This window comes from Paenibacillus pinisoli (assembly GCF_003605435.1).
Classification (GTDB): Bacteria; Bacillota; Bacilli; order Paenibacillales; family Paenibacillaceae; genus Pristimantibacillus; species Pristimantibacillus pinisoli.
Window position 1 is genome coordinate 1 of record NZ_QXQB01000008.1, and the last position, 22,533, is coordinate 22,533.

Consider the following 22,533-nt stretch of genomic DNA (forward strand, 5'->3'; position numbering starts at 1 on the left):
AGCCCCCCTCAAGATGAGATTTCCCAATTAGTAAGACCCCTTGAAGACGACGAGGTTGATAGGTTCGGGGTGGAAGCACAGCAATGTGTGGAGCTGACGAATACTAATCGGTCGAGGGCTTATCCTACAAGCTTTCCGAAGGAAAGGCTGACATCGTAAGCATATGCTTAGGTGAGCCTGGAACTTGGCGAGCACGCTAAAGATGTACTAAGCATTACTTTCGTATCCAGTTTTCAAGGTACAAACCCTTGAACGTTTGGTGATGACGGCGAAGGGGAACCACGCGTTCCCATACCGAACACGACCGTTAAGCCCTTCAGCGCCGATGGTACTTGGACCGCAGGGTCCTGGGAGAGTAGGACGTCGCCAAGCACAAAATGGCCTGCCGCAGAATGATGCGGCAGGTTTTTTGTGCGTTCGGGGTCATGGGGATGGCGCAGCCCTTCACCCCCATGACCCCGGCGACGTTCCTCTCCCGGTCTGGGAGGGTGTCCGAACCCCTTTGATCGAAGCAACTCGGTGATGTGGGCCCGGCCTTAGCGGTAGGTTCAGACGCCGACCGTGATGCGAAAGCTTCGAAGCCGATTCATCCGGTGCGGAATGGACGTCGCCAAGCACAAAATGGCCTGCCGCAGAATGATGCGGCAGGTTTTTTGTACGTTCGGGGTCATGGGGATGGCGCAGCCCTTCACCCCCATGACCCCGGCGACGTTCTTCTCCCGGTCTGGGAGAGTGTCCGAACCCCTTTGATCGAAGCAACTCGGTGATGTGGGCCCGGCCTTAGCGGTAGGTTCAGACGCCGACCGTGAAGTCACTCTTCGAAGCCTATTCATCCGGTGCGGAATGGACGTCGCCAAGCACAACAGCCTACCGTAATGGACAGGTAGGCTGATTGTTTTTAAGGACAAAAGATAAAGACAAAACCTAAAGTCAAAATACCATTCTCCACGGGAGAATGTTGAGACCCAGCTAAATGAAGCGAAATGCAGCTATTTGCGCCGCTTCACGGATCGTGATATGGTTGCCATAGATAGATGAGTTTGGTCATTCGATTGTGGAGGCGATAAGATGGCGGCAGAAGAACAGATTATAAGGATGACTTTGGATCAATTCGACGAAAGCATGGAATTATCGCAATTCGCATTTCAATTCAAACGGACGCCTGCGGAATTGGAGAATATCAAATATGATTTCATCAACGAACCAAGCGAACGCTGGGCTATGCTGATTAATGGTCAGCTAGCCGCACAGGCTGTAGTGCTCGACTTGCAGACCTACATAGCCGGACGTCCGTTTCGCATGGGCGGAGTTGCCGGTGTGGCAACTTGGCCGGAGTACCGAAGGCAGGGACTGGTCGGCAAGCTGCTGGTTCATTCCTTGCAGGAAATGAAGGCGAAAGGGCAAACCCTATCGTTCTTGGCCCCGTTCGCTTTCGGATTCTACCGCAAGTTCGGCTGGGCAGCCTATACGGATATCAAAACCTATACGCTTCAAGCTAATCAGCTCCCTCCTAGAACGAGCTATCCGGGCAAGATCGAACGAGTGTCTGGATATGAACGTGTGCAGACTATATATGAAGCATATGCCAGTCAGTATAATGGAACACTCCAGCGCACGCCGTTATGGTGGGAGCGAAGAATTTCGAAACGCAAGCCCGGACAAATCGCTCTATACAGGGATGAGGCAGGCAATGGGCAAGGCTATATCATTTATGAAGTGGCGAAGAGAGAGCTTAACATCCATGAGTTTGTGTTTCTGAATGAAGAAGCCCGCTCTGCACTATGGAGCTTCGTCGGTCAGCATGACTCCATGATTGAGCGAGTAATTATGCGTGCGCCGGCAGATGATATCTTAACGGACCTTCTGCCCAATCCGAGAATCAAGCAAGAAGTCGAACCATACTTTATGGGACGGGTTGTTGATGTAGAAGCCTTCCTGAAGCAATATCCCTTTGCCGCAGGCGGAGTAGATACGATTTATCTACAGGTAACGGATGCACATGCGCCATGGAACGAAGCCGGCTTCACCCTTCACATTGAAGAGAACGGCGAGGCAAGCGTAAGCCGTGATTCGCAAATATTTAAGCAGGAGCACGCTCTTGAAATCGAGATTGGCGATTTAAGCGCCCTGATGATTGGTTACCGGACAACAGCACAATTGTCGGCTTTGAATCGTATTCAGGGATCAAAAGAAACAATGAATCGCTTACATCTTCGGATTCCCGAACGAACAACGTACCTTCCCGATTTTTTCTGAAGATTGCCAAATTTCAGGCTTCTTAAATGCAGGAAAACGCGGTATTTATAGGCACCGGACTAGCCTTGACAGCCCCTAACCCCTCTGCTAATATTGCAATAATATACGACTGAGGCCATGAAAATAAGGGAGGAACATACTCGTGTGGGAAACGAAATTCGCTAAAGAAGGGCTTACGTTCGACGACGTACTGCTTGTTCCGCGCAAATCAGAAGTGCTTCCAAGAGAGGTTAATATCTCGACTCGGTTAAGCGACAGCATCAAGCTCAACATCCCGCTCATTAGCGCAGGCATGGACACCGTCACGGAATCTGCTTTGGCGATTGCGATTGCTCGTGAAGGCGGCATCGGTATCATCCATAAGAACATGACTATTGCACAGCAAGCTGAGGAAGTCGATCGCGTGAAGCGCTCGGAAAGCGGCGTTATTACGAATCCGTTCTCGCTTACACCGGATCATCATGTGTATGATGCAGAAGAGCTTATGGGTAAATACCGCATTTCTGGTGTGCCTATTGTAGATGAGAATAAGAAGCTGGTAGGCATTCTGACGAATCGCGACCTTCGTTTTGTCCACGATTTCTCCATTAAGATTCATGAAGTCATGACACGTGACAATCTCGTAACGGCTCCAGTCGGTACGACTCTGCAAGAAGCGGAAGGGTTGCTTCAGCAGCACAAGATCGAGAAGCTCCCGCTCGTGGATGAAGACAACACGCTGAAGGGCCTTATTACAATTAAGGATATCGAGAAAGCGATCCAATTCCCGAACGCGGCGAAAGACTCGCATGGCAGACTGCTCTGCGGCGCTGCCGTAGGCATCTCCAAAGATACGATGGACCGCACTGAGGCGCTCGTGAACGCAGGCATCGATGTGCTTGTCGTAGACTCCGCGCATGGCCATCACATCAATATTATCGAAGCCGTTCGCAAGATTCGCACTGCGTACCCTGAATTGACAATTATTGCGGGCAACGTAGCAACAGGCGATGCTACTCGTGATCTGATCGAAGCAGGCGCTTCTGTCGTCAAAGTGGGCATCGGACCTGGCTCGATCTGTACAACTCGCGTTATTGCCGGTATCGGTGTACCGCAAATTACAGCGATTTACGATTGTGCTACCGTTGCAAGAGAATACAATGTCCCTGTTATTGCAGACGGCGGCATCAAGTACTCCGGCGATATTACGAAAGCGATCGCTTCCGGCGCAAGCGCGATTATGATCGGCAGCTTGTTCGCAGGTACGGCGGAGAGCCCGGGCGAAACTGAAATTTTCCAAGGCCGCAGCTTCAAGGTATACCGCGGTATGGGATCGCTTGGCGCGATGAAAGAAGGAAGCAAGGATCGTTACTTCCAAGAGAACGAGAACAAGCTTGTTCCGGAAGGCATCGAAGGCCGCGTGCCTTACAAAGGACCTTTGGCTGACACGGTTCATCAGTTGCTTGGCGGCTTGCGTGCAGGCATGGGGTATTGCGGCACCGCTTCGCTGGAAGAGCTGAAGAACGATACGCAATTTGTTCGCATTACTGGCTCCGGTCTTCGCGAGAGCCATCCGCATGACGTTCAAATTACAAAGGAAGCACCAAACTACTCTCTATAATCGGATGTAGACCCGTCAACGGGATATATGCCAGACAGTGGCAGGCCATTCATGGCCGCCGCTGTCTGGTTTTTTGATATTCCTTTGGTAATTATTTCAGATGCTCAATCCTAGTCGATAAATGGATGGTTTCGATCCCGGGCTGCTATCTGCAAGAATCGTCCCCAACACGTGAATAGCCTGTTTTTTTCAGTATTTAATACCTCTCTGGGACAACTCATATATAGGTGTATTTCTATGAAGGATCTCTCATTTCCCTGGCGCCTGAAAGAGGTTTAATTGTAGTGTTCTCCTATGTTACAATTAGGCTTGGACAAATTACTCGGAAAAGGGGAAACGACATTGAAAGTAAAGGGAAGACCGGTTCGGTTGTTGTCGGTCATAGCCGCTTGTATGGCATTGTGGTTGGCTGTGTTGTCGTTTGGCGCTACGAGCGCTCTGGCAGTCGGTTTCGAAGGTCGGCCTAGTACAGAGAATTCGCTAGGCTTGGAAGTGAAATCCGCCATCCTCATTGAAGCGGAATCGGGGCAGGTGCTGTTCGAGGTAAATCCGGATCAAGCATTGCCGATTGCAAGTATGACCAAGTTAATGACAGAGTATATCGTACTTAGGGAAATCAAGAATGGACGTATGAAATGGGAAGATATCGTGACGGTGCATCCAGTCGCTGCCGATACCGATCGTTCGGAATCGCAAATTTTTCTCGCAGCTGGCGATCAGCATTCAGTCCGTGACTTATATATAGCAATGGCTGTTGGCTCGGCCAACGATGCAACAAAGGCGCTGGCAATTGAAGTATCCGGCAGCCTGGAAGCTTTTATCGACAAAATGAACGCTACAGCTGACGAATTGGGCTTGAAGACAGCCGTATTCACAAGTGTAACCGGATTCGAAGATACGACGGTTATGTCGGCAGGCGACGTGGCAAGGCTGTCTCGTCATATTTTGCTTGAGCATCCCGAATTCCTGGAGTTCTCCAGCATACAGGATTATAAGTTCCGCGAGCGCGATACGGCTCCGATGATCAACTTCAACTATATGCTTGGCTCTAACGTGAACAAGATTTCTCTTAAGCATCTTGCTTATGAAGGCGTAGACGGCATGAAGACCGGATTTATCAATGCGGCAGGCTATAACTTTACGGGTACAGTCAAGAGAGGCGATTTGCGCTTCATAAGCGTTGTTATGGATACGTCCTCTACGGTTCAGCGCTTCTATGAGACGGCGAAGCTGTACAATTATGCATACGCAACATTTGAGAAAAAGACGGTATTGCCGCCAAAATCCGTTGTAGAAACGGTCGAAACGGTGAAGATTAAGAAGGGCAAGAAGAAGACGGTACCTGTCGTAACGGACAAGGATATTACCTTCATGGTGATGAAGGGCCAAGAGCCTAAGATCGAAATGAAGGGCTTTGAACTATTGCCGGAATCCGAACTGGTAGCGCCGATTGAAGCCGGCACGAAGGTGGGCACGGTGACTTATACGTATGCCGACCAGGCTACAGGCAAGGATCTTGACTATACGGTTAATCTGGTAACGACAGAAGAAGCGGAGAAGGCAGGCTGGTTCCGTCTGTTCTTCCGGGCTATTGGCGACTTCTTCTCGAACTTATTTAATAGCATTCTCGATTTATTCTAATTCCGAGCAATTTACAGGGATTCTAGGCTTGTCGATTACTCGCCGTTCCTGTAAAATCAATGGTTAGAACACTACGGTAGGATCAACATTCCAAGGGATGAATAATAGGAGGAACTAAACGATGGAAACAGGTACATCGCGCGTAAAACGCGGTATGGCAGAAATGCAAAAAGGCGGCGTAATCATGGACGTTATGAACGCCGAGCAAGCGAAAGTAGCGGAAGCGGCAGGCGCTACGGCTGTTATGGCCCTTGAGCGCGTTCCTTCGGATATTCGTGCGGCAGGCGGCGTTGCCCGTATGGCTGACCCGACAATCGTGGAAGAAGTGATGAAGGTTGTTTCCATTCCGGTAATGGCGAAAGCCCGCATTGGCCACTATGTTGAGGCGAAAGTTCTGGAATCCATGGGCGTAGACTACATCGACGAGAGCGAAGTACTGACGCCGGCGGATGAAGTTTTCCATATCAGCAAAAACGAATTTACTGTACCGTTCGTATGCGGCGCTAAGGACCTCGGCGAAGCTCTTCGCCGTATCCAGGAAGGCGCAGCGATGCTTCGCACGAAAGGCGAGCCGGGCACAGGCAACATCGTAGAAGCTGTTCGCCACCTTCGCTTGATCAACGGCCAAATCCGCAAAATCCAAGGCTTGTCCAAGGATGAGCTTTACAACGAAGCGAAAGTACTGGGCGTTCCTTACGAGCTGCTGCTGGGCGTACACGAAAGCGGCAAGCTGCCAGTTGTTAACTTCGCGGCAGGCGGCGTAGCAACTCCTTCCGACGCAGCGCTTATGATGCACCTGGGTGCTGACGGCGTATTCGTTGGCTCCGGTATCTTCAAATCGGACAGCCCTGAGAAGTTCGCGCGCGCTATCGTAGAAGCGACTACTCACTACCAAGATTACAAGCTGATTGCCGAAGTGTCCAAGAACCTGGGCACACCGATGAAAGGCATCGAAATTTCCAAGCTGAACGCTGCAGAGCGTATGCAAGACCGCGGAATTTAAGAGATCAGATGAACCGGCCAAGCCTTCGGGGGAGGCCGGTCTTTTAAAAGGATGGCGAATTTACGATGAAGATAGGCGTACTTGCGCTACAGGGCGCAGTAGCAGAGCATATTCGAAGCTTGGAAGCGGCGGGCGCGGAAGCGGTCGCCATTAAGCGTGTAGAGCAGTTGGATGAATTGCAAGGCTTGGTCATTCCCGGCGGCGAGAGTACGACGATCGGCAAGCTGATGCGGAAGTATGGCTTCATCGATGCAATCCGTCAATTCTCGGCGGCGGGCAAGCCACTGTTCGGCACATGCGCCGGGCTGATCGTTCTGGCTGATCGTATCGAAGGCAACGAGGAAGCGCATCTGAAGCTGATGGATATGACCGTGGCGCGCAATGCGTTCGGACGTCAACGCGAGAGCTTCGAGACTGACCTGGACGTGAAGGGTATTAACGAGCCGATCCGCGCCGTATTTATCCGTGCGCCGCTTATCAAAGAGGTAGGCGCAGGCGTAGAGGTATTGTCGACGTATAACGAAGAGATTGTGACGGCGAGACAAGGAACGCTGCTTGCAGCATCCTACCATCCGGAGCTGACGGATGACTTCCGTCTGCATGCTTATTTCATCGAGATGGCCAAAGAAGCCGCTGCGGCGAAAGCATAAGCTTAGCAAAGCGCTTATGAAGAACAATGATTGAAAATACTAATACTCTCACGAGAGAGGGGTCTCTAAAAACGTGTTAGATGTTAAATTGCTGCGTACCGAATTTGAAAAGGTAGAGCAAGCGCTCCGCAACCGCGGCGCTTCGCTGGACCTGATTGCCGGCTTCCCGGAGCTTGACCAGAAGCGCCGCGAGCTGATTCAAGAAACTGAGACGTTGAAGAACCGCCGCAACACTGTGTCTCAGGAAGTAGCGAAGCTCAAAAAATCCGGCGGCGACGCCGATAGCCTGATCGTGGAGATGCGCGAGGTAGGCGACCGGATTAAGGAATTGGATGAGCAGCTGCGCGAGATGGATGTTCAAGTTGAGGAGCTGACGCTGGCCATTCCTAACCTTCCGAATGAAAGCGTGCCGGTAGGCGCATCGGAGGAAGAGAATGTTGAGCTGCGCCGCATCGGCGAAGTGCCGTCATTCGACTATGAGCCGAAGGCGCATTACGATATCGCGCATGAGCTTGGCATTCTGGATTTTGAGCGTGCAGCGAAGGTTACGGGCTCCCGCTTTACCTTCTATCGCGGTCTTGGCGCTAGACTGGAGCGCGCTTTAATTAGTTTTATGATGGATCTGCATAGCGATAAGCATGGCTATGAGGAGGTTCTGCCGCCTTATATCGTCAATCGCGACAGCTTGATCGGCACAGGCCAGCTTCCGAAGTTCGAAGAGGATCTGTTCAAGATAAAGGATACTGACTATTATTTGATTCCGACAGCGGAAGTTCCTGTAACCAATATTCATCGCGAGGAGATTCTGGACAACGAGCAGCTGCCGGTCAACTTCGTAGCCTACAGCGCTTGCTTCCGTTCTGAAGCTGGCTCGGCTGGCCGGGACACTCGCGGTCTGATTCGCCAGCATCAATTCAACAAGGTGGAGCTGGTGAAGGTCGTGAAGCCGGAAGACTCCTACAATGAGCTTGAGCAGCTGACTGCCGATGCAGAGAAGGTGCTTCAATTGCTTGGTCTTCCTTATCGCGTTCTTGCGCTATGCACAGGCGACATGGGTTTCTCGTCCGCGAAGACTTACGATTTGGAGGTTTGGATTCCTAGCGCCAATACATACCGCGAGATCTCCTCTTGCTCCAACTTCGAGGACTTCCAGGCACGCCGCGCCGGCATCCGCTTCCGCAGAGAGCCGAAGAGCAAGCCGGAGTTCGTGCATACGCTGAACGGATCGGGTCTGGCGGTAGGCCGTACCGTTGCTGCCATTCTGGAGAACTACCAGCAAGCGGACGGATCGGTTGTCATTCCAGAGGCTTTGCGTCCTTACATGGGCGGCGTTGAAAAGATTGAATTGAAGTAATTTAAAGTCGGGATGCGATTAATCCCAAAATATATCCATGTCCACAGGTCGAAAATAGCTTGAAAATCATTTTTGACCTGTGGTACAATGAGCTTTGTCACTACTCTGTGGCGCATTGATATGTGGAGAGGTACCGAAGCGGTCATAACGGGGCGGTCTTGAAAACCGTTAGAGCGCAAGCTCACAAGGGTTCGAATCCCTTCCTCTCCGCCAGCTTACTTATATATCTATCCAACGTTCGGACGCGTAAGCGCCTGGGCGTTTTTACTATGTTCCGAAATTCAAAAAAATGAACACTTCATCTAAAGAATGATGCCTATTCTCATCATGTGGCCAGTGATATGCTAATTAGGCTTGATGGGAAAGTCATGATCATTCTTATGAAAAGGAGTGTTTTCATGCTTAGATTCATCAAATTAGCTTTAAGTTTTTCGCTCATTATGCTTCTATTAGTGCCTTCGGTATCCGCAGCCGGAGAGACCGTCGAGGTCTGGACGACGAATGAATCGCTTAGCAAAGCTCTGACAAGAGAGGCGAATGTGAGCTTCAGTCCAGACAGCGGTTCCGTGCCTCTAACGATTGACGTGAACGAGAATATTGCTTACCAGCAGATGGACGGGTTCGGCGTGTCCATCACAGATGCATCGGCATGGCTGCTGACGTATAGGCTAAGCAATGCCAAGCGCGCAGAGGTCTATGAAAGGCTGTTCGGCAATAGCGGCATCGGCCTTAGCCTGCTGCGGCAGACGATCGGAGCCTCCGACTTCAACTGGGAAATCTACAGCTACAATGACACCGCGAACGACCCGAACCTCAACAACTTCTCCATTGCCCGAGATATGCCTTATATCGTTCCAAGGGTGCAGCAGGCCTTATCCGTTAATCCGCAGTTAAAAGTCATGGCCGCGGCCTGGAGTCCGCCAGGCTGGATGAAAGCCGGACAAAACCCCAGCGCCACCCATCCGATGAATACGGGGTATTTGCAGCCGCAATACTATGGAAGCTACGCCAACTATCTAGTGAAATTTATACAGGCATACCAGGCACAGGGCATCCCGATCTATGCCATAAGCCCTCTGAACGAGCCAGGCTTGCAGCTCAATCATTATCCAACCACCTACATGTCCGTTACCGACCAAATCAACTTTATTAAAAACAATCTGGGTCCTTCCATACAGCAAGCAGGGTTGAATACAAAAATCATGGGCTATGACTTCAACTGGGATAATACATCGTTCCCTGATCAATTGCTGGCTGATTCTGCAGCGAGCAATTACATTGCAGGAACCGCGTATCATCATTACGGCGGCAGCCCGACCGCAATGTCCACGATTCGGGACAAATACCCGACCAAAGACATCTGGTTCACTGAAGGCGGCTTCGGCACTTGGAATCCTTCCTTTGACAATATGATGTGGGAGCTCATAACGATCCCGCGCAACTGGTCCAAGTCTTTCATCGCCTGGAACTTGGCGCTTGACCAGAACAACGGGCCTACGGTGCTGACGAACAGCATTAATCATGGAATGCTTCTTATCCGCAGCGATGGAACGGATCAAGTGACGTATCGCAATCAATATTATGCCATCGGTCAATTCAGCAAATTTGTCGTGCCTGGAGCGCATCGAATCGCGTCTCCGACCTACAATAATTTGCAGAACGTAGCATTCAAGAATCCGGACGGCTCTAAGGTCGTCGTTGCGTACAACAATCAGAGCTCGTCGCAGACCGTTAAAGTAAAGTGGGGCAACCAGAGCTTCACGTACAATATCCCAGCCAAGACTGCGATTACGTTCAAATGGCATGGCACAGTAGCAGGCGCCAATCCGGTAGTGGCCATCAAGGCACAGGTGAATCAGCTTTATGTGGCGGCTGAGAATGGCGGCAGCGCTTCATTAATAGCGAACCGGACCGCAGCGGGCACGTGGGAGAAGTTCGAACGGATTAATCTGGGCAATAATAATGTGGCGTTCCGTTCGCTTGCGAACGGCAAGTATGTCACGGCGGAGAACGCCGGCAGCAGTCCGTTAATCGCACGCAGCGATACGATAGGCACCTGGGAGACCTTCCAGCTATCGAATGTAAGCGGCGGCGTCACGCTTCGCGCAGCGGCCAACAATCAGTTTGTCTCGGCCGAGAATGCCGGCGCAAGCCCGTTAATTGCGAATCGGGCAACGGCGTCGGGCTGGGAAACGTTCATTCTGGAAACACAATAGTCCGATTCGTATAAAAAGCACCTCCGCATCGCATCTTAACGTTGTGGAGGTGCTACTACTTATGGCGAAATCTGATGAGCTTCGAATTGATCCGCAGCAGCTTGCAGACGCATGGCAGCGTACATTGCCGGAGACGATGAATAGCTCCGATCGATGCGTGGTGCTGCAGGATGAGGCGGATGACAAGGCGCTGCGCGTAACCATCCATTCCGCAGGGCATCAAATGTATGAATTTGATTTTAAAGTAACGTATACAGGCAGCCGCGAAGTGGCTGTTGAGCTGATCGATGTAGAGAAGGACAACGTTACCGTAGATGAGCGTACGGATATTATTCAACAATTGATCCATGATTATAAGAGACATCTGCATGAGTGCGCCCAAGCGCTGCAGCAGTTGACTCATGCGTAAGGGGTGACGAGCATGTCGAAAGCCAAAGGATCAGCGGATAAGAACTTATCCAACGTCGTGGAAGCGCTGGAGAATGAACCGGTCAATAGCCATCATGCCCAGCAGCTTCAACAAGACAAGAATGACCGCCGTCATCAGGATTCCCTGAACTTCGACCAGCCTGTGGATATGAAGAATCAGCGCTAGGCTGCCTGCGCTTCATAATGGTGAAGAGTACTTGCAGAGGAGGGAACCGACATGAGCAAGCCGAAGAGCGTGCCCGTTCCGGAGAGCGTGCCGCATAACGAGCGGAAGCGGCAGGATCACGATAATGGCATGCAAGAGCCGCTGTCCGGCTCTAAGAAGACGAAGCAGCAAAACCACGTTTCCCACAACAATCCTGAAGGTTGAGATACTCCCCGTGTCCTATGACACGGGGAGTATTTTTTGCTCATTGGCTATCCAATCGCCTAAATATAGTATAGAATGGAGTTGCTTACAAAACAGAAAGTGGAGGTAACTTAATTAATGAAGCAAGTAAAGCAAGCAGCAATTATCACCATGATCATTCTGACGATGATTATCGCAGGATGCAGCAGCTCGGCGCCGCCTAAGACAGCGTTCGAAGCAGCAACAGCCAAGACTGCGGCGGCAGAGTCCTACAAAGTGTCCATGACGATGCAGCTCGACGAGTTGGAGTTTCCAGATGCAGGAGGCGTAGATGCTTCCCTATTCTCACCGGCTCAGGTCGCAGGTATCGTGAAGGACGCTACCATCAAAGCAGATGTAGCTTACTCGTCGGAACCTATGCGGGCAGACGTTAAATTAGAAGTTATCTTGCCAGGCATGATGGATATGAAGCTGGCTGTGCCGATGATCATCACAGAGAAGGTTATGTATGTTCAAGTGCCTTCGCTTCCGATGTTCGGTATTCCAGAATCGCTGGTTGGCAAGTACATTGAGTTTGACCTTGAGGAATTGGCTAAGCAGGAAGGCGTAGACAGCCTGAATCTGAATGTTGCCGAGCAGCAGAAGATGGTACAGGATCTCTCCGCAGCGCTGCTTAAGCACTTTGACGAGAAAACATATTTCAGTACGGTGAAGGCAGAGGAAGCGGGACTGCCAGAAGGTCTGAAAGTCGATCAAGTGGTGAAATTCGCAATCAATGCGGATAACTACCCTCAAACTGTAGAGACGATTGTGAACAAGGCGCTTCCAGAAATTCTGGATATCCTGATGAACAACAAAGCATATCTGGAGTCTGCCGGCATTGAGAAGGCCGATCTGGAAGAAGTGAAGACGAGCTTGGAGACGAATAAGACCGAGCTGCTTAACTTCTTGCAAAACGACCTGAAGTTTAATGTGCTGGAGATTACAGGCGGCATCAAAGATAAGTACCTAGTGTATCAGAACGGCAAAATTTCGGTTCAAATGAAGGATTCTGAGAGCGGTCTTGACGCGAAATTCGGCGGCAGCTTCTCGGCTCAGTATTCGGAACTGAATAAGAAAATTGAATTCCCGGCGCTTCCTACAGACGCGCTGACGCCAGATCAGCTCGCTGAGGAATTTGGCGGTATGGCTGGACTTTAAGACCTGAACTCATAACATGACTAAACCCCTTTCTGATGGCGCAGGCCATCAGAAAGGGGTTTTTATTCAGCCCGCTCTCTCATGTGGAGAAGCGGGCTTTGCTCGTTGAAGCCGACTTTTTATTTGATAAATCGAATCGTAATCGGATAGCGGTATACGATACCCTCATTGGCTTTGATCGAAGCCAATATGACAAGGATGAACCAGGCGATGCCAACAGCGATTAGAAGCAAAACGCCGATAAATACAATAATGAGGATCGAGGAAATGATACAATAGATCATAATGCTGATCTGGAAGTTAAGCGATTCTTTGCCTTGTTCGTTGATATAAGGGGATTGGTCTTTCTTAATGAGCCAAATGACTAGCGGACCAATAATGGAGCCAAACGGAATGATAAAGGTGCTGAAGGCTAACAAATGGCATAACATGCCGAAGATCTGGTCATCCCTCGAGACCGAATGGGGATCGTACATGCTACTCCTCCTTTTTAATGTCCAAAGAAAGCATTTCAAGTGCAATATATGCTCACTTCTCTGAGTTGTAGTCCTATCTGCTCAAATCTAGTGCCAAAGAATCGTTTTTGTTGGATGGACATAAAGTCCCACTTAAATTGCTAATATTTTATTTATAATAGAACTAATTAATTCGACAAAATTTTACATGAACCGATAAGAGGTGACAACGAACATGATTTCTCCCTTTTTCAAGAAAAAAGAAACAGCAGAGAAGCTTGGCGACAAGCCGCAGGACCTAGCACTAGGACCGGCACCTAATCAAGGGGATCCCGGTTCAGAATCGGTAGAAGAGAGCAAGACGTATGGGGCTAACGTTCCAGACAAGTCGAATATGGACAAAAAGTCGCTCGATCTGATTTTCGCAGTAGAACAAATGATTCATGCCAAGCAGCATACGGAGCTGCAGGTCAATGAGCTGCAAGATCGGTTGTCGCATGCCGCTGGCAATATCGAACGGTTGAATCGCGATGCGCGCCACCTGAACAAAGTGATTGAAGAGCGTGAGAAGAGCATTCTTGAGCTGGAACAAAAGATTGTGGACAAAAATATGAAGGTTGACCAAGTGGTAGAGGACTATCGCGAGCTGCAGAGAAAGATGTCCGTAGAGATTGATGAGCTGAAAAGCGTTATTGAGCTGGAGCAGCAGAAGTACAACGGCTTGCTTCAAAAGCACAATGATTCGCTTGCCGACAAAAATAAACGGATTCATGAGCTTGAGGAGAAAATCGGCAGACAGGAAGTCGAGAATCAGCATCTGAAGCAGAAATATGAGTCGACTCATCAGGAGAAAGTGTATCTGGCGAATATGATCAGCGACTTTACCAACCGGATGTCGGCTCCACTCGGAAGAGAGAGCTGAGATGAAGACGGAGGCCTTGCAAACGATTGAGTTGTTGTCGCTGGAAGTGAATCAGGGCTGTCATGAGCTGCAATTAGCAGTGGAATCTGACGGCCGCCGTTATGTGACTACACTTGAAGTCGATGAACGTACTGGCCTGCAATTGCTTCCGCTTGGTCCTGGCGAAGGAGAGCGTGCCAGGTTGTCGCTGTACACCAGCTGGGATCCTTACCGGCAAGTGCATTACAGCTCTGTCATCAAGTCGAATAGCGTGCGAAGCGAGACACATTATTTCACTTGCTCCAAGCTGTACGGGGATCTGATGGAGCAGCTTCGGCTGGGTGAACTGCCTGAACGGACCGAAGAAAGGCCTGCTGAACAGGAATTGCAAGTGGAGCTGAAAGTTTCAAAAACAAGCAATCTTACATACATAATGAAAATGACACGACTTATATCCGTTTCTTTTCGTCTGATTGTCCTGACCTGCTTGCTGTATATCGGTTGGTTCGAGCTGGAAGGCGGCTTCTTAACGAATCAGGGGGAAGCGGGCAAGGACCTTCATGTGCCGGTAGCGGCAACGGAAGTGGCGGATGAGGAGCAGGCTGCCTCGCGTTTGAATGACCATATTGTACAAGCGCAAGGCGAGGATGGAGGCGAAGACGCCATCTCGGCGAGTCTCAAGACAGAGGCACAGCCGCCGGTCGCATCGGGAGAAGCTGGGCAGAAGCCTGCCGCAGCGGAAGCTGTTGAGATCACGGTTGGCAAGCCTTATTACAGTCTGCCTAAGGGGCTTGTCGCCCTGACCTTTGACGATGGACCCTCTATCTATACAAAGGATATCGTCGATGAATTGCTGAAGCATGAGGTGGCGGCAACCTTCCTGTTTGTCGGAAAAAACGCAGGCAAGCATGCGGAATCCGTCACATATGCATACGAGCAGGGCATGGCTGTGGGCAATCATTCATGGGATCACGGCAATCTGGCTGCTCTGAAGAATGAGAAGATGGCTACCAATATTGCGGGGGCCAATGAGAAGCTGGAGCAATTTATCGGGCAGCCTATTACTCTATTTCGCCCGCCGTACGGCTCGTTGAATGACCGTTTGACCGATACGGTGGAGGATATGGGGATGAAGATGCTGATGTGGAATCGCGATCCGGAGGATTGGCGAACGAATGCGGCGAAGGATATTTTGCAGTATTTCCAGCAAACCGATCCGTCGGGCGGCATCTATGTCCTGCATGAGAAGAAAGCCACGCTAGAAGCATTGCCTGATATTATCGAATACTTAAAGAAACAAGAACTGAAATTTGTCATCTTTCAATAAGAGACAGTCCAGCTGCGGCATCACCCGCGGAAGGGCTGTTTTTTGCTTGCAGGGAAGCGGATGGATATGTCGAATTCATTATAATTAGAAAATATTCCATACTTTGGAGGACGTAAATGACTGAAGACTTTTATTGCGAAGAAGTATTAAGCGGTCGAACGGAAGTGCGCAGAGTGCTTGAGACGGAGCGCGTGCTGGCTTATCATCATACGAAGCCTTTCTATCCGGTTCATATTGTCGTCATTCCGAAGCGCCATATTCCGTCGCTGCTGACCCTGGAGGAAGGGGATGATGATCTGTTGATTGAGCTGATCAGCGTCATTAAGCAAGTTGCTGCCGAGGTGACGTCAGAGCATGGCGCGTGCCGGGTATTAACGAATCTGGGACAATACCAGGACTCCAAGCATCTTCATTGGCACGTCGCTTATGGCGACCCGCTGCGTTAATTGGGGGAAGGACCTTAAGGTCTAGAGCCAGCATTCATATCTAATGGGCAAGGGAGGGAAGCGCTTCTTGTGCATGACTTCCCGAGGAGCTGTCGTGATCGGATCACGATTTTATTTTGGCAAATCCCTTTTGGCTGTATCCCTTACTTATGCTATAATAAATATTGCTGTGGCCCCGTAGCTCAGCGGATAGAGCACACGTTTCCTAAACGTGGTGTCGGATGTTCGATTCATCTCGGGGCCGCCAGTGTTGGCGCGTGACATAATAATAGAGATAAGGAGTTGGCCGTCTCGGCCAACCCCTCTTTGATTGAAGTTATACTTCTACCGTTACAGATCCAACTGATACGGTTGCTTCCAAGCGAGGCCCTTTTGTCCCGATGGTCCCGGTGATCTCACGCTTGGTATTGGCGGAATACTCCATCGTCTCCAGATGGCTGGTGACGCTGCCGACCTCGCTTTTCAGGCTTACGCTAGCCGCAGCAGGAGCTTCGTTCAGCTTAACCCGAATCGTGCCTACCTCTGTCTTGGCTACAAGGTCGTTGTCTAAGCTAATGCCATTCACCTCGATATCCCCTGTTGCCGTTTCGGCTTTGATGGCGCCCGCAATGTCGCTCAACCGGATCGAACCTGCATCGATTTTGACATGGAGCGCATTGGCATGCAGCTGAGCGCCTTCGATAGCGCCGAAATTATTGTTGATCGTTACTTTATCGTATTGCTTGTCAGGCAGCGAAATAATCAATCGGCGTTCTCCACGGTTGTCTTTGATGATTTTGCTGTTCTTTTCTTTGGTCTCAATTTCCAACACATCGTTTTTGATTGCGACATTAAAGGTAATATCCTTCTCTACCTTGCTGTCAGCCAGCAGCTCAACCTCGGCCTTATCCGACTGGCTGCGCACGACATCAATCAGCATCGCTTCTGTCACGACCTTCAAGCTTCCGAACTCATCAGCCTCAAAGGAATGCTTGCCCTTCGACACGACTTCTCCCGAGCCTGATCCTTCGCCAATGACGACCTTATCCGTAATTTTGTTGACGGTTCCTGAGCATGCCGTAAGTGCAATGGCCAGCATCGTGGCGGTAACGAGAAGACTTATTCTTTGATAATTTTTCATGGGAACTCTCCTATTCCTATCAGTTCTGTATATAGCAATAATTTCTGTATCCATAATTTAACTCACGCTTATCATTATAGAGGAAACCGGTGCTTCTCAAAACAGACCTGCGGCGGTGAATGAACTAGACTTAAGGCTTGGTTGCAGTCTTACAGAAATGAGGGGATTCTAACCGCCACAAGTCGACAACTACCCGCCTAGAAGGTATCATGGAAGAGGGCCGATTGCCCTAAGAAAAGTCGTTATTTTCCTTTGCCAAGGGTTTAGTAGGGGATTAGGTCCGCCTATGGTAAAATGGTATGGATATGAACATAGAGGTGAAATAATATGTGCGGTTTTGTCGGATATATAAAAGGAAAAAATGCAATTGACCACCCAGCAATCATGGAACATATGCTTGAGACTATTGTCCATCGCGGCCCGGATAGCGGCGGGGTGCATGAGGATGAGGATGTCGTACTCGGTTTCCGCAGGCTGAGCATTATCGACCTGTCCACAGCGGCGAACCAGCCGCTATATAGCGAAGACGGCAATATCGTGCTCGTCTTCAACGGAGAGATCTACAACTTCCAGGAGCTTCGCGAGGAATTGAAGGCGCAAGGCTACACCTTCCGCACATCCTCGGACAGCGAAGTGCTTATATATGGCTATCTCGCATACGGCACTGCGATGATGCAGCGGCTGCGCGGCATGTTCGCGTTCTGTATATGGGATAAGCGCAATGATACGGTATTTATCGCGCGTGACGGATTCGGCATTAAGCCGCTTTACTATACGCGCCATACGGTGGACAACACGTTTATCTTCGGCTCGGAGATCAAGTCCTTCCTGCCGCACCCGTCATTCGTGAAGGAACTGAATAAGGATGCGCTGAGGCCTTATCTGACCTTCCAATATTCGGCGATGGACGAGACGTTCTTCAAGGGCGTCTACAAGCTGCCGCCGGCCCATTATATGATCATTAAGAACGGCGATCTCAAGATCGAGAAGTATTGGGACAAGGCGTTCCGCGAGGAAGAGCATACGCTTGAGCATTACGTGGAGGAAATCCACGAGACGATGAAGGAATCGGTAGCCACGCATCGCATCAGCGACGTGTTGGTCGGCTCCTTCCTGTCCGGCGGCATCGACTCCAGCTATATTACATCGCTGCTTCGCCCGAACAAGTCGTTCTCCGTCGGCTTCGCCGACTATGAGGCCATGTTCAATGAGACGAATCTGGCCAAAGACCTGTCCGATCAGCTGGGCGTGCAGAATGAGCGCAAGATGGTGACGGCGGAGGAATGCTTCAATGCGCTTCCGACGATTCAATATCATATGGATGAGCCTCACTCGAACCTGTCGTCGCTGCCGCTCTACTTCCTGGCGGAGCTGGCGCGCAAGCATGTTACCGTCGTGCTGTCGGGTGAAGGCGCCGACGAAATCTTCGGCGGTTACCCATGGTATCAGAATTCGCCGAAGATGGAGAAGTATGAGAAGCTTCCATATGGCATCCGCCGCGCGGCTCATCATCTCGGAAAGAAGCTTCCGAAAAACCGGATTACCGAGTTTATGGTCAAGGGCGGCCAGAAGGTCGAGGAGCGTTTCATCGGCGAGGCCGTGATCTTCAGCGAGGAAGACGCTCTGGGCGTCCTGACGCCGGAGTTCCGCAAAGGGCCTTCCGTATACAGCATTACCGGTAAGGTATACGACCGGGTGAAGGGCGCGGACGATGTCACGAAGATGCAGTATCTTGATCTTCATCTGTGGCTGCCGGGCGATATCTTGCTGAAGGCCGACAAGATGAGCATGGCTCACTCGATCGAGCTGCGCGTGCCGTTCCTGGACAAGCAGGTGATGGAGCTTGGCAAGAAGCTGCCATCTCGCTACCGGGTGAATTCGATCGATACGAAGTATGCGCTTCGTCAAGCGGCGCTCAAGGATCTGCCGGAGGAGTGGGCGAACCGTCCGAAGCTGGGCTTCCCGGTGCCGGTCCGCCACTGGCTGCGCGAGGAGCGGTATTACAATCTGGTGAAGGAAACCTTCTCTTCGGAATATGCCAAGGCTTTCTTTAATACGGATATATTGATCGGCTATCTGGACGAGCATTATCATGGCCGCAAGAACCGCGCGCGTTATGTGTGGACTACGTATGTTTTTTTGGTATGGTACAAGCGATTTTTCATTGATATGTAGGAAATGGGGTTCGATCTCGTGGCAAAGCAGGATTTCATCCCGGTAATCTTGGGCACGGATATTAACGCGTACGGGATGGCGCGTTCCTTCCATATGGAATACGGCGTAACGAGCCGCTGCATCGGCAAGGGCCGTCTGTTCATGACGAACCTCTCCGATATTACGACGATCAAAGTCGTCGAGAATCTGGATGAGCCGGATGTATTCGCAGATGCGCTGATTGCTTTCGCCAATGAGCTGAAGCAAGAGGCGGAGAAGCTTGTGCTGATCGCCAGCAGCGACAGCTATGCGGAGCTGGTCATTCGCAATCAAGACAAGCTGGCCCCTCATTATGAGCTGCCGTTCGTCGCGGAGAAGTGGATTGACGAGCTGCTGTACAAGGACCGTTTTTATGCGCTGTGCGAGCAGTACGGCCTCGACTTCCCTGCTACGTATCTGGTGACGAAGGAGAACAAGGACCGGGTGGAGCTGCCATTCGGCTTCCCGGTTGCCTTGAAGCCAGCAGACAGCATTGCTTATCTGGAAGCATCCTTCGAAGGGAAGAAGAAAGCTTATATTATCAAGGACCAAGCTGAGCTTGAACGTACACTGCAAGCTGTTTATAGCTCCTCTTATACTGGAACGATGATTGTGCAGGACTTTATTCCAGGCGATGACTCCAATATGCGAGTGCTGAACGCGTATTCCGACCAGAATGGCAAGGTTCGCCTGATGTGCCTTGGCAGGCCGCTGCTGGAGGATTGCACGCCGTCTCTGGTGGGCAACTACGTAGCTATCGTCAATGAGTACAACGAGGATATCTATAAGCAGTATCAGCAATTTCTGGAGGCTATCGGATATACGGGGCTCGCTAACTTCGATATGAAATATGATGCCAGGGACGGCAAGTACAAAATCTTCGAGATTAACTTGCGGCAAGGCCGAAGCAGCTTCTTCACGACAGGCAGCGGATATAATCTGGCGAAGTTCGTCGTAGAGAATCTGGTGTACGGCAAGCATGAGCCGACGGTCTATGCGAAGACGGAGCACCTGTGGCTCGGCGTGCCGAAGGAAGTGGCGCTGGCGTATACGGAGGACAAGGAAGCGGTTGCTTATATGAAACGGCTGATTAAGGAAAAGAAATACTGCATGACGCTTCAGTATGATGCCGATAAAGCGATTAAGCGCTGGTGGCATGTCCGCAAGTATTATAAAAGCTACGAAGATCGCTACAAGCAATTTTATGAGCAGAAAGGAAGTTTGTAATGCCGATCGTAGACATCACGAATGAAGCTGAGCTGGCACGCTACGAGCGCTTCGTACGCACCTCTGCATTCGCGACAACCACGCAGGATACAGGCTGGTCCGAGGTCAAAAACAACTGGATTCCTCTGTACGTCTATCTGGAGGAAGCGGGAGAGATCATCGCCGCGATGTCGGTGCTGATGGTCAATGCAGTGGGCGAGCAGAAGCTGGCCTATTGCTGCAAAGGGCCTGTCTGCGATCCCAGAGACACAGCGCTTGTCGACCGTCTGATTCAGGAAGCCGAAGCTGCGGCTCGCGATCATCAGGCCTTCGTGCTGCGGATAGATCCGGAGACGGCTTATGACGAAGAGCTGCACAAGCAATACGCGGAGCTTGGCTACGTGCTGCGCAACCGCAACGTATCCTCCAAGGATACGACGCAGCCGCGCTACAACATGGTGCTTGATTTGAAGGGCAAGTCGGAGCAAGAGCTGCTGGAGGGTTTTCACTCCAAGACGCGCTACAATATCCGCCTGTCGGAACGCAAAGGCGTGACGACCCGATACAGCACGGAGACTTCCGATCTGGAGCTGTTTCATCAGCTCTATGTCGTTATGAGCAATCGCCATGGCATCTCATACCGTCCTTATAACTATTTTGCTAGAATGCTGGAAGCGTACAGGGATTATACCCGCATCTATCTGGCGGAGCATGAAGGCGATACGATCGCCGCGGCGGTCGCCATCAGCTATGGGGACAAAACCTGGTACATCTATGGTGCAAGCGCGAATGAAAAACGCAACCTGATGGCCCCTCATCTGCTGCAATGGGAGATGATCAAGTGGGCTGTGGAGCAAGGCAAGGACCGATATGATTTCGGCGGCGTATTCAAGCTCGACCAGTCAGATGGACTGTATCGATTCAAGGAGGGCTTCTGCCATCCGGACCGCTACTCGGAGTATATCGGGGAGATTGACCGTGTCTTGAACGAGGAAGCTTACAGGACGTTTATTAGCAAGTAGCACGATTTCAAAATATTATAGACAGAAGCATGGAGGTACAGACGATTGAAGAGGCTTTTATTGATTGCTATGACGGCAGGATTGGTCATACTGGTTGTTCTGATTGGAAAGAGCGGATTCCAATGGGAGAACGATGGTATAAGCAAGCCAGTCACGAATGACGGCAAGCAAGCGGAGAGCACTCCGGAAGTTGTCGAGAAGGCCAAGCAGGGGGTCATTACGATTGTGCATACCGACAGCGCTACAACGCTGCCGATCAAAGGCACGGAATTTACAATCGTGAACGGCACGACGGATGCCGTCATCGAGAAGGTGACGACTGGGGCTGATGGAAGAGCCGTATCATCCAAGCTGGATTACGGCACGAATTATTTGATTAAGCAAAGCAAGATCATGACGCCGTTTGAGCTGGATAATCAGGCAGTAGGCGGCGCTGTCAATCAGGGCAACCGGGAAGTCGCCTTCTCCAGCACCATTCCGGCTTATGTGAAGGGCTATGAGTGGACGGAGACGGGAGAGCTTGATGTATCGGAGATCTACATCGACGTACCGCTGGTGATGCAGAAGCCTGAGCTGCCGAATGGCTGCGAGATTACATCGCTGACCAGCGTACTGAACGGCATGGGCTATGAGCTGACCAAAGAGGTAATGGCGGATGAATATTTGCCGAAGGAGCCGTTCTATCGCAAGGACGGCAAGCTGTACGGAGCGAATCCGTACAAGGCATATGCGGGCAATCCGCGTGATCAGATCGCATGGTTCTCCTACGCACCGCCAATTATCGATGCGGCTAACAAAGTGTTCGCCGAATTCGGAGGCGATCACACGCCTGTCGATATAAGCGGAAGCACGCGGGAAGAAATCTATGCCGAGCTTGACCGCGGCAATCCGGTTGTCATCTGGGTGACGCTTGATCTGTCGCCGCCGAAGATTACTTCGTCCTGGTATTTCAACGATACGGGCGAGCTGTTCAAAGCGCCGGTCAATCTGCATTGCGTCGTGTTGAACGGCTATGGCCCGGGCAACCGCGTGCATGTGATGAATCCGCTGGAAGGTCAAGTGACTTATGATGCGGACGAGTTTTTTGCTTCCTATGATGCATTGGGCACTCACGCCTTGGTTATTCATTAATACCGCTATTATTCAGAGATTATAAGACAAATCG

Annotated in this window: 20 protein-coding genes, 2 tRNA genes and 2 rRNA genes; 22 read left to right on the top strand and 2 right to left on the bottom strand. The window is 50.8% G+C overall.

All coding sequences use genetic code 11. The features are described from left to right. The 14 genes from D3P09_RS25160 to D3P09_RS25220 form a co-directional block, all read left to right on the top strand. A 23S ribosomal RNA gene (locus tag D3P09_RS25160) occupies nt 1-127 on the top strand; the annotation flags it as partial. Nucleotides 128-255: 128 nt separating this feature from the next. Continuing rightward, nucleotides 256-372, top strand: a 5S ribosomal RNA gene (rrf, locus tag D3P09_RS25165). A gap of 696 nt (nt 373-1,068) precedes the next feature. Beyond that, nucleotides 1,069-2,256, top strand: a complete 1,188-nt coding sequence (locus D3P09_RS25170) for a GNAT family N-acetyltransferase (protein ID WP_120114202.1) — start codon at nt 1,069-1,071, stop codon at nt 2,254-2,256. A 142-nt stretch (nt 2,257-2,398) separates the two neighbouring features. Next, entirely contained in the window at nt 2,399-3,856 is a 1,458-nt protein-coding gene (gene guaB / locus D3P09_RS25175; protein WP_120114203.1) for an IMP dehydrogenase, read from the top strand. A 342-nt stretch (nt 3,857-4,198) separates the two neighbouring features. Further along, nucleotides 4,199-5,497 carry a D-alanyl-D-alanine carboxypeptidase family protein gene (locus tag D3P09_RS25180; RefSeq protein ID WP_243644488.1) on the top strand — a complete coding sequence of 433 codons (1,299 nt, stop codon included), beginning with the start codon at nt 4,199-4,201 and terminating at the stop codon, nt 5,495-5,497. A 121-nt stretch (nt 5,498-5,618) separates the two neighbouring features. Beyond that, entirely contained in the window at nt 5,619-6,500 is an 882-nt protein-coding gene (gene pdxS / locus D3P09_RS25185; protein ID WP_120114205.1) for a pyridoxal 5'-phosphate synthase lyase subunit PdxS, read from the top strand. A gap of 65 nt (nt 6,501-6,565) precedes the next feature. Then, complete coding sequence (pdxT, locus tag D3P09_RS25190) at nt 6,566-7,150, top strand: pyridoxal 5'-phosphate synthase glutaminase subunit PdxT (protein WP_120114206.1); 585 nt, start codon at nt 6,566-6,568, stop codon at nt 7,148-7,150. 73 nt (nt 7,151-7,223) lie between these two features. After that, a complete protein-coding gene (serS, locus tag D3P09_RS25195) occupies nt 7,224-8,504 on the top strand; it encodes a serine--tRNA ligase (RefSeq protein WP_120114207.1) in 1,281 nt (426 codons plus the stop codon). Nucleotides 8,505-8,628: 124 nt separating this feature from the next. After that, nucleotides 8,629-8,717 (top strand) — tRNA-Ser (locus tag D3P09_RS25200). Between the two features lie 185 nt (nt 8,718-8,902). Next, the gene (locus D3P09_RS25205) at nt 8,903-10,720 is read left to right on the top strand and encodes a glycoside hydrolase family 30 beta sandwich domain-containing protein (protein WP_243644490.1); all 1,818 of its coding nucleotides are present in this window, start codon (nt 8,903-8,905) and stop codon (nt 10,718-10,720) included. Nucleotides 10,721-10,781: 61 nt separating this feature from the next. Beyond that, nucleotides 10,782-11,129 carry a hypothetical protein gene (locus D3P09_RS25210; protein WP_120114209.1) on the top strand — a complete coding sequence of 116 codons (348 nt, stop codon included), beginning with the start codon at nt 10,782-10,784 and terminating at the stop codon, nt 11,127-11,129. Nucleotides 11,130-11,141: 12 nt separating this feature from the next. After that, complete coding sequence (locus D3P09_RS27865; RefSeq protein ID WP_165867579.1) at nt 11,142-11,315, top strand: hypothetical protein; 174 nt, start codon at nt 11,142-11,144, stop codon at nt 11,313-11,315. A 51-nt stretch (nt 11,316-11,366) separates the two neighbouring features. Then, on the top strand, nt 11,367-11,519 hold the full coding sequence (locus D3P09_RS25215) for a small acid-soluble spore protein P (protein WP_120114210.1): 153 nt from the start codon (nt 11,367-11,369) through the stop codon (nt 11,517-11,519). A 117-nt stretch (nt 11,520-11,636) separates the two neighbouring features. Then, nucleotides 11,637-12,698 (top strand): hypothetical protein, encoded by a 1,062-nt coding sequence (locus tag D3P09_RS25220; protein WP_120114211.1) that lies wholly within the window; start codon nt 11,637-11,639, stop codon nt 12,696-12,698. 119 nt (nt 12,699-12,817) lie between these two features. Here D3P09_RS25220 and D3P09_RS25225 read toward each other — a convergent pair whose 3' ends face one another. Beyond that, nucleotides 12,818-13,174 (bottom strand): DUF4870 domain-containing protein, encoded by a 357-nt coding sequence (locus D3P09_RS25225; protein ID WP_120114212.1) that lies wholly within the window; start codon nt 13,172-13,174, stop codon nt 12,818-12,820. A 214-nt stretch (nt 13,175-13,388) separates the two neighbouring features. On the opposite strand from D3P09_RS25225, the gene D3P09_RS25230 reads away from it, so the two are divergent. The 4 genes from D3P09_RS25230 (at nt 13,389) to D3P09_RS25245 (ending at nt 16,074) form a co-directional block, all read left to right on the top strand. After that, nucleotides 13,389-14,075, top strand: a complete 687-nt coding sequence (locus D3P09_RS25230; RefSeq protein ID WP_120114213.1) for a hypothetical protein — start codon at nt 13,389-13,391, stop codon at nt 14,073-14,075. A gap of 1 nt (nt 14,076) precedes the next feature. Next, entirely contained in the window at nt 14,077-15,381 is a 1,305-nt protein-coding gene (locus D3P09_RS25235; RefSeq protein ID WP_120114214.1) for a polysaccharide deacetylase family protein, read from the top strand. Nucleotides 15,382-15,497: 116 nt separating this feature from the next. Continuing rightward, the gene (locus tag D3P09_RS25240; protein ID WP_120114215.1) at nt 15,498-15,827 is read left to right on the top strand and encodes an HIT domain-containing protein; all 330 of its coding nucleotides are present in this window, start codon (nt 15,498-15,500) and stop codon (nt 15,825-15,827) included. Between the two features lie 171 nt (nt 15,828-15,998). Beyond that, nucleotides 15,999-16,074 (top strand) — tRNA-Arg (locus D3P09_RS25245). 69 nt (nt 16,075-16,143) lie between these two features. On the opposite strand, the gene D3P09_RS25250 is transcribed toward D3P09_RS25245, so the two are convergent. Continuing rightward, the gene (locus D3P09_RS25250) at nt 16,144-16,947 is read right to left on the bottom strand and encodes a DUF4097 family beta strand repeat-containing protein (protein ID WP_165867580.1); all 804 of its coding nucleotides are present in this window, start codon (nt 16,945-16,947) and stop codon (nt 16,144-16,146) included. A gap of 327 nt (nt 16,948-17,274) precedes the next feature. On the opposite strand from D3P09_RS25250, the gene asnB reads away from it, so the two are divergent. From asnB to D3P09_RS25270, 4 genes are read left to right on the top strand one after another with little or no spacing between them, the layout of a single operon-like run. After that, the gene (asnB, locus tag D3P09_RS25255; protein WP_120114217.1) at nt 17,275-19,122 is read left to right on the top strand and encodes an asparagine synthase (glutamine-hydrolyzing); all 1,848 of its coding nucleotides are present in this window, start codon (nt 17,275-17,277) and stop codon (nt 19,120-19,122) included. An 18-nt stretch (nt 19,123-19,140) separates the two neighbouring features. Beyond that, nucleotides 19,141-20,367, top strand: a complete 1,227-nt coding sequence (locus D3P09_RS25260) for a carboxylate--amine ligase (RefSeq protein WP_120114218.1) — start codon at nt 19,141-19,143, stop codon at nt 20,365-20,367. After that, nucleotides 20,367-21,368, top strand: a complete 1,002-nt coding sequence (locus D3P09_RS25265; protein ID WP_120114219.1) for a lipid II:glycine glycyltransferase FemX — start codon at nt 20,367-20,369, stop codon at nt 21,366-21,368. The genes D3P09_RS25260 and D3P09_RS25265 overlap by 1 nt, the downstream gene beginning before the upstream one ends. A 45-nt stretch (nt 21,369-21,413) precedes the next feature. Next, nucleotides 21,414-22,499 carry a C39 family peptidase gene (locus D3P09_RS25270; protein WP_120114220.1) on the top strand — a complete coding sequence of 362 codons (1,086 nt, stop codon included), beginning with the start codon at nt 21,414-21,416 and terminating at the stop codon, nt 22,497-22,499. Nucleotides 22,500-22,533: the final 34 nt, after the last annotated feature.

Coding starts and splice junctions, on each gene's coding strand:
- D3P09_RS25230 (WP_120114213.1), top strand. CDS start 13,389: ATGATTTCTCCCTTTTTCAAGAAAAAAGAAACAGCAGAGAAGCTTGGC.
- D3P09_RS25265 (WP_120114219.1), top strand. CDS start 20,367: ATGCCGATCGTAGACATCACGAATGAAGCTGAGCTGGCACGCTACGAG.
- pdxS (WP_120114205.1), top strand. CDS start 5,619: ATGGAAACAGGTACATCGCGCGTAAAACGCGGTATGGCAGAAATGCAA.
- D3P09_RS25220 (WP_120114211.1), top strand. CDS start 11,637: ATGAAGCAAGTAAAGCAAGCAGCAATTATCACCATGATCATTCTGACG.
- D3P09_RS27865 (WP_165867579.1), top strand. CDS start 11,142: ATGTCGAAAGCCAAAGGATCAGCGGATAAGAACTTATCCAACGTCGTG.
- D3P09_RS25225 (WP_120114212.1), bottom strand. CDS start 13,174: ATGTACGATCCCCATTCGGTCTCGAGGGATGACCAGATCTTCGGCATG.
- D3P09_RS25170 (WP_120114202.1), top strand. CDS start 1,069: ATGGCGGCAGAAGAACAGATTATAAGGATGACTTTGGATCAATTCGAC.
- asnB (WP_120114217.1), top strand. CDS start 17,275: ATGTGCGGTTTTGTCGGATATATAAAAGGAAAAAATGCAATTGACCAC.
- D3P09_RS25215 (WP_120114210.1), top strand. CDS start 11,367: ATGAGCAAGCCGAAGAGCGTGCCCGTTCCGGAGAGCGTGCCGCATAAC.
- D3P09_RS25210 (WP_120114209.1), top strand. CDS start 10,782: ATGGCGAAATCTGATGAGCTTCGAATTGATCCGCAGCAGCTTGCAGAC.
- D3P09_RS25240 (WP_120114215.1), top strand. CDS start 15,498: ATGACTGAAGACTTTTATTGCGAAGAAGTATTAAGCGGTCGAACGGAA.
- D3P09_RS25235 (WP_120114214.1), top strand. CDS start 14,077: ATGAAGACGGAGGCCTTGCAAACGATTGAGTTGTTGTCGCTGGAAGTG.
- pdxT (WP_120114206.1), top strand. CDS start 6,566: ATGAAGATAGGCGTACTTGCGCTACAGGGCGCAGTAGCAGAGCATATT.
- D3P09_RS25250 (WP_165867580.1), bottom strand. CDS start 16,947: ATGAAAAATTATCAAAGAATAAGTCTTCTCGTTACCGCCACGATGCTG.
- D3P09_RS25205 (WP_243644490.1), top strand. CDS start 8,903: ATGCTTAGATTCATCAAATTAGCTTTAAGTTTTTCGCTCATTATGCTT.